Origin of the sequence: Flavobacterium sp., assembly GCF_028712645.1 — a bacterium.
In the GTDB taxonomy this organism is placed as follows: Bacteria; Bacteroidota; Bacteroidia; order Flavobacteriales; family Flavobacteriaceae; genus Flavobacterium.
Genome location: NZ_JAQTPQ010000234.1, coordinates 1 through 5,582, shown reverse-complemented (window position 1 = coordinate 5,582; position 5,582 = coordinate 1). Strand labels below are relative to the sequence as shown.

Annotated in this window: 4 protein-coding genes and 1 pseudogene; 1 reads left to right on the top strand and 4 read right to left on the bottom strand. The window is 33.8% G+C overall.

The window, feature by feature from the left end; translation table 11 throughout:
• Positions 1-646: pseudogene (locus PHC28_RS14980) on the top strand (phenylalanine--tRNA ligase subunit beta); the annotation flags it as partial.
• Between the two features lie 262 nt (positions 647-908).
• On the opposite strand, the gene ilvC reads toward PHC28_RS14980, so the two are convergent.
• From ilvC to PHC28_RS14960, 4 genes are all read right to left on the bottom strand, one after another.
• Positions 909-2,378, bottom strand: coding sequence for a ketol-acid reductoisomerase (ilvC, locus tag PHC28_RS14975; protein ID WP_300102400.1), 1,470 nt, complete (start codon positions 2,376-2,378; stop codon positions 909-911).
• A gap of 60 nt (positions 2,379-2,438) precedes the next feature.
• Positions 2,439-2,957 carry an acetolactate synthase small subunit gene (ilvN, locus tag PHC28_RS14970; protein ID WP_300102397.1) on the bottom strand — a complete coding sequence of 173 codons (519 nt, stop codon included), beginning with the start codon at positions 2,955-2,957 and terminating at the stop codon, positions 2,439-2,441.
• 103 nt (positions 2,958-3,060) lie between these two features.
• Positions 3,061-4,755: a biosynthetic-type acetolactate synthase large subunit gene (gene ilvB / locus PHC28_RS14965; protein WP_300102394.1), complete on the bottom strand. Its 1,695-nt coding sequence runs from the start codon at positions 4,753-4,755 to the stop codon at positions 3,061-3,063.
• 55 nt (positions 4,756-4,810) lie between these two features.
• On the bottom strand, positions 4,811-5,582 hold a 772-nt coding region (locus tag PHC28_RS14960; protein WP_300102391.1), incomplete at its 5' end, for a dihydroxy-acid dehydratase.

The following is a 5,582-nucleotide window of genomic DNA, read 5'->3' as shown; positions in this document are numbered from 1 at the left end:
CCATAAATTCCCTTCTGGATATGAAGAAAACAAGCATTTAACAATGTTCGTTACCGGAAACAGAAATCAAGAAAGTTGGACAAATGCTCAAAAACCTTCTGATTTCTTTTTGTTCAAAGGATATGTAAATGCTGTTCTTGGACGATTAGGAATTCAAAAAACACAAAATTTACCTATGACTTCTGATGTTTTTTCCGAAGGAATTGCTATAGGTTTTGGAAATGATATATTAGTTGAATATGGTGTTGTAAAAAAATCAATTCTGAAGCATTTCGATATTAAGCAAGAAGTATTGTTTGCTGATTTCAATTGGGCTTTGATTTTGAAATTTCTTTCCAATAAAATTAAATTTACCGAAATTCCTAAATATCCTGAAGTTCGCAGAGATTTATCTTTATTATTGGATGATAGTGTTTCTTTCGATACCATTTACAACATTGCTAGACGAACTGAAAAATCACTACTAAAAGACATTAATTTATTTGATGTTTACCAAGGTAAAAATCTTCCAGAAGGAAAAAAATCCTATGCTGTTAGTTTCACGATTCAGGATAATACTAAAACCTTGACTGATGTTCAAATTGACAAAATTATGAGCAAGTTGCAAAAGAATTTTGAAGAAGAATTAGGCGCAAGTTTGAGGTAATTCATTTAAACCATACAAGACCATTTAAGGTCATTAAAATTTTGTTAAATAAAAATGCCAATCCTGATTTAGGATTGGCATTTTTATTTAATTGATTAGTGTTACTCTCACTTAACTTTCCAACTCCTTTTCGAGTTAAGTGGAGTAACCAACCCTATCTTTTTAAGCTTTTAATAATTTTTTAACTAATTCAAAATACTATGAAACTAAAGATACTGGTTAAATTCTGTCACATAAATAGTGTGAATATCTAATTTTTTTATTATCCAATTTTTTTCATTGCTGTCATTGATTCTCTCAACCACGCTCCTATTTCTTCTATTGGATGCTGACGAATTTCTTTGTTTACAGCAATAAGAACAGTGTTATCAACACCGTTTGAAGTTGAAAATGGTTTTCCAATTACATTAGTATCAACTGTTTTCATAAAATCAGCCAATAATGGTTTGCAAGCGTGATCAAATAAATAACAACCGTATTCCGCTGTGTCAGAAATGATTCTGTTCATTTCGTATAATTTTTTTCTAGCCACTGTATTTGCAATCAAAGGCAATTCATGCAATGATTCATAGTAAGCTGATTCTTCGATAATTCCTGATTCAGTCATTGTTTCGAAAGCTAATTCAACTCCTGCTTTTACCATTGCAATCATCAAAACTCCATTGTCAAAATATTCTTGTTCAGATATATGAGCAGCTGTTGGAGCAGTTTTTTCGAAATTTGTTTCAGCAGTCGCAGCTCTCCAAGTCAAAAGATTAACATCATTGTTATCCCAATCAATCATCATATTTCTTGAGAATTCTCCAGAAATAATATCATCTTGATGTTTTTGGAATAAAGGACGCATAATATCTTTTAATTCTTCGGCAAGTTCGAAAGCTTCAATTTTAGAAGGGTTGTTCAAACGATCCATCATATTGGTGATTCCACCGTGTTTCAAAGCTTCAGTAATAGTTTCCCAACCGTATTGAATTAACTTTGAAGCATAAGCTGGTTCGATTCCTTTTTCGACCATTTTATCAAAACACAAAATAGAACCTGTTTGCAACATTCCACAAAGGATAGTTTGCTCTCCCATTAAATCTGATTTTACTTCGGCAACGAAAGAAGAGTTTAAAACTCCTGCTCTATGACCACCAGTAGCAACTGCATACGCTTTTGCTTGTGCAAAACCTTCTCCGTTTGGATCATTTTCTGGGTGAACCGCAATTAAAGTTGGAACACCAAAACCTCTTTTGTATTCTTCACGAACTTCAGATCCTGGACATTTTGGAGCACACATAATTACAGTGATATCTTTACGAATTTGCATTCCTTCTTCAACGATATTGAAACCGTGAGAATAAGCCAATGTTGAACCTTTTTTCATCAATGGCATAATTGCAGTAACAACCGCAGTATGTTGTTTATCTGGTGTAAGGTTACAAACCAAATCAGCCGTTGGGATTAATTCCTCATAAGTTCCCACTTTGAAACCATTGTCAGCAGCATTCATAAATGAAGCTCTTTTTTGTGCAATTGCTTCAGCACGCAAAGCATAAGAAATATCTAAACCAGAATCTCTCATATTCAAACCTTGGTTTAAACCTTGAGCTCCGCAACCTACGATAACTACTTTTTTACCTTTAAGTGCTTCTATTCCATCTGCAAATTCGGATTGATCCATAAATTCGCAAACGCCTAATTGTTCTAATTGTAATCTAAGTGGTAATGAATTGAAATAATTTGCCATTTTCTAATTGTTGTTTAATATTTAATAATTTTTGGGATATTTCCCTTTGTCTAATTCTTATTATAATTCTTCTAATAATGTTGAAATTTCCATCTTTTGTTTGGAAACAGATATTCTTCCTGAACGTACAAACTGCATAATTCCGAAAGGCTTTAGTTTGTTGTATAATTCTTCAATTTCAGAACGTTTTCCCGATTTTGAAATCACAAAAAAGTCTCTAGAAACTGTTACGATTTCTGAGTGACTTTCTTTTATGATATTTTGAATTTGTCTTTCGTCGAATAGCAAGCTGGATTCGATTTTGAATATTGCGCTTTCAAGAAAGATGGTTTCTTCGTCAACGTGATAAAATGCTTTGACAACTTCAATTTGTTTTTCGATTTGGCCTACAATGTTTTGAACCCATTTTTCAGTGGTATCAACTACAATGATGAATCTAGAAATATGTTCTATTTCGGATTCAGATACATTGAGACTCAATATATTAATGTGGCGTTTCAAGAATATTCCTGAAATTCTGTTTAATAAGCCAACGTTGTTTTCTGAATAAACAGAAATGGTGAATGTTTTATTTTCCATTTTTTATTTTTTAAAGTTTAAAATTGTTTAAAGTTTAAAGTTGTTTAATAAAATTCTAGTTTACATTTTAAACAACTTTAAACCTTAAACTTTTAAACTATTTTTATGATAATCGCATATCAGAAACCGAAGCTCCTGTTGGAATCATTGGGAATACATTGTTTTCTTTTTCAACCATAACTTCAAGGAAATAGGATTCTTTTGATGCCAACATTTCGGCAACAGCTCCATCCAATTCTTCTCTTTTGGTTATTTTTTTTGATTTTATGTGATACCCTTCAGCAATAGCTACAAAGTTTGGATTGGTCATAATCGTTGAGGCATATCTTTTATCAAAAAATAATTCTTGCCATTGACGTACCATTCCTAAAAACTCATTGTTTAAAAGCACAATTTTTACTGGTACTTGTGTTTGAAAAATAGTTCCCAACTCTTGAATAGTCATTTGAAACCCACCGTCACCAATGATGGCAACAACTTCTCGATCTGGTCTTCCCATTTTTGCTCCAATAGCAGCTGGTAATGCAAATCCCATTGTTCCTAATCCTCCTGATGTAATGTTACTTTTTGTAGAATTAAATTTAGCATAACGACAAGCAAACATTTGGTGTTGACCTACGTCAGAAACGATTATTGCATCTCCTTTCGAGTGTTTGTTAATCATTTTCATAGTTTCTCCCATAGAAATTCCGTGATTGATTGGAGTCAACTCTTTGTCTATAACGCTATCAAATTCAATTTTATATTTTTTCTTGAATTCATTGTGCCAAGAATCGTGTGTTTTGTTTCCGATAAGAGGAAGTAATGCTTGCAAAGATTCCTTGACATCTGCCAAAACGGCTAAGTCAGTTTTTACATTTTTATCAATCTCAGAAGGGTCAATTTCGAAGTGGATTACTTTGGCTTGTTTGGCATAAGTGGCCAAATTTCCAGTAACACGATCATCAAAACGCATTCCTAACGCAATCAAAACATCACATTCGTTAGTTAACAAATTGGGGGCATAATTCCCGTGCATTCCTACCATTCCCACATTCAAAGGGTGATCTGTTGGCAATGCTGAAAGACCTAAAATAGTCCAAGCGGCAGGAATTCCTGATTTTTCAACCAATGCTTTTAATTCAGCTTCGGCTTGACCAAGAATAATTCCTTGTCCAAAAACGATGAATGGTTTTTTAGCATTATTAATTAAATCGGCAGCAGCAGCAACTTTTTCAAGATTTAAAACTGGTTTTGGATTATAACTTCTAATACTGGTGCATTTTTTATAGCTAAAATCTAGCAAATCAAACTGAGCATTTTTAGTAATATCAATCAAAACTGGTCCTGGACGACCTGATCTTGCAATATAAAAAGCTTTAGCAATAATTTCTGGAATTTCGTGAGCTTCGGTAATTTGATAATTCCATTTGGTTACTGGAGTCGAAATTCCGATAATATCCGTTTCCTGAAAAGCATCTGATCCTAATAAATGTTTTACAACCTGACCGGTGATACAAACCATTGGAGTAGAATCAATTTGCGCATCGGCAATTCCAGTGACCAAATTTGTTGCTCCTGGACCTGAAGTTGCAATAGCAACTCCTACTTTTCCTGTAGCTCTTGCATAACCTTGTGCAGCGTGTGTTGCTCCTTGTTCGTGTCTTACCAAAACGTGGTGCAATTGTTCTTTAAATTTATATAATTCGTCATAAACTGGCATTATCGCTCCTCCTGGATAACCGTAAACCAAGTCTACGCCTTCTTCAAGTAAACATCTAATAACGGCTTCTGCACCTGATATTTTATTATTTTCCATTTATTTATGTTTCTTTTCAAATCGTTGAAAACTCTTTGGCTTCAACTCTTATTTTTTATTTATCAGTAACACATCCTGTTGATGCGCTGGAAACTGATCTGGCATATTTAAGTAAAACTCCTTTTGTAGCTTTCAAAGCAGGTTGAACCCAAGCTGCTTTTCTTTTGGCAAATTCTTCATCAGAAATTTTTAAATCGATGGTGTTTTTAACTGCATCAATTGCTATTATATCTCCGTTTTCAACTAGTGCAATTCCTCCACCATCGTAAGCTTCTGGTGTAATGTGACCAACCACAAAACCATGTGATCCACCTGAAAAACGACCATCAGTAATTAAAGCGACTTTGTCTCCTAATCCGGCTCCCATAATGGCTGATGTAGGCTTTAACATTTCTGGCATTCCAGGCCCACCTTTTGGACCACAATACCTAATGACGACTACATCTCCTGGTTTTACTAATCCTTTTTCTAGTCCTGGAATTACAGTAAATTCGCTTTCAAAAACAACAGCAGTTCCTTCAAAATATTCACCTTCTTTACCACTTATTTTGGCTACACAACCTTCTGAAGCAAGGTTTCCGTATAAAATTTGGATATTTCCTGTCGATTTTAATGCTTTTTGAATTTCAAAAATAACCTCTTGTCCTTCATCCAAATCAGGAACATTAGCTAAATTTTCAGCCATTGTTTTTCCTGTCACTGTTAAACATTCTCCGTGAATGTAACCTTCTTTCAATAAATATTTTAATACCGATGGAACACCACCAACAGCGTGTAAATCTTCCATCATAAATTTTCCACTTGGTTTTAAATCGGCTAAAACAGGT

Bases quoted from the DNA above. Each gene is read 5' to 3' on its own strand.
- ilvC (WP_300102400.1), bottom strand. From the start codon at position 2,378: ATGGCAAATTATTTCAATTCATTACCACTTAGATTACAATTAGAACAA.
- ilvN (WP_300102397.1), bottom strand. From the start codon at position 2,957: ATGGAAAATAAAACATTCACCATTTCTGTTTATTCAGAAAACAACGTT.
- ilvB (WP_300102394.1), bottom strand. From the start codon at position 4,755: ATGGAAAATAATAAAATATCAGGTGCAGAAGCCGTTATTAGATGTTTA.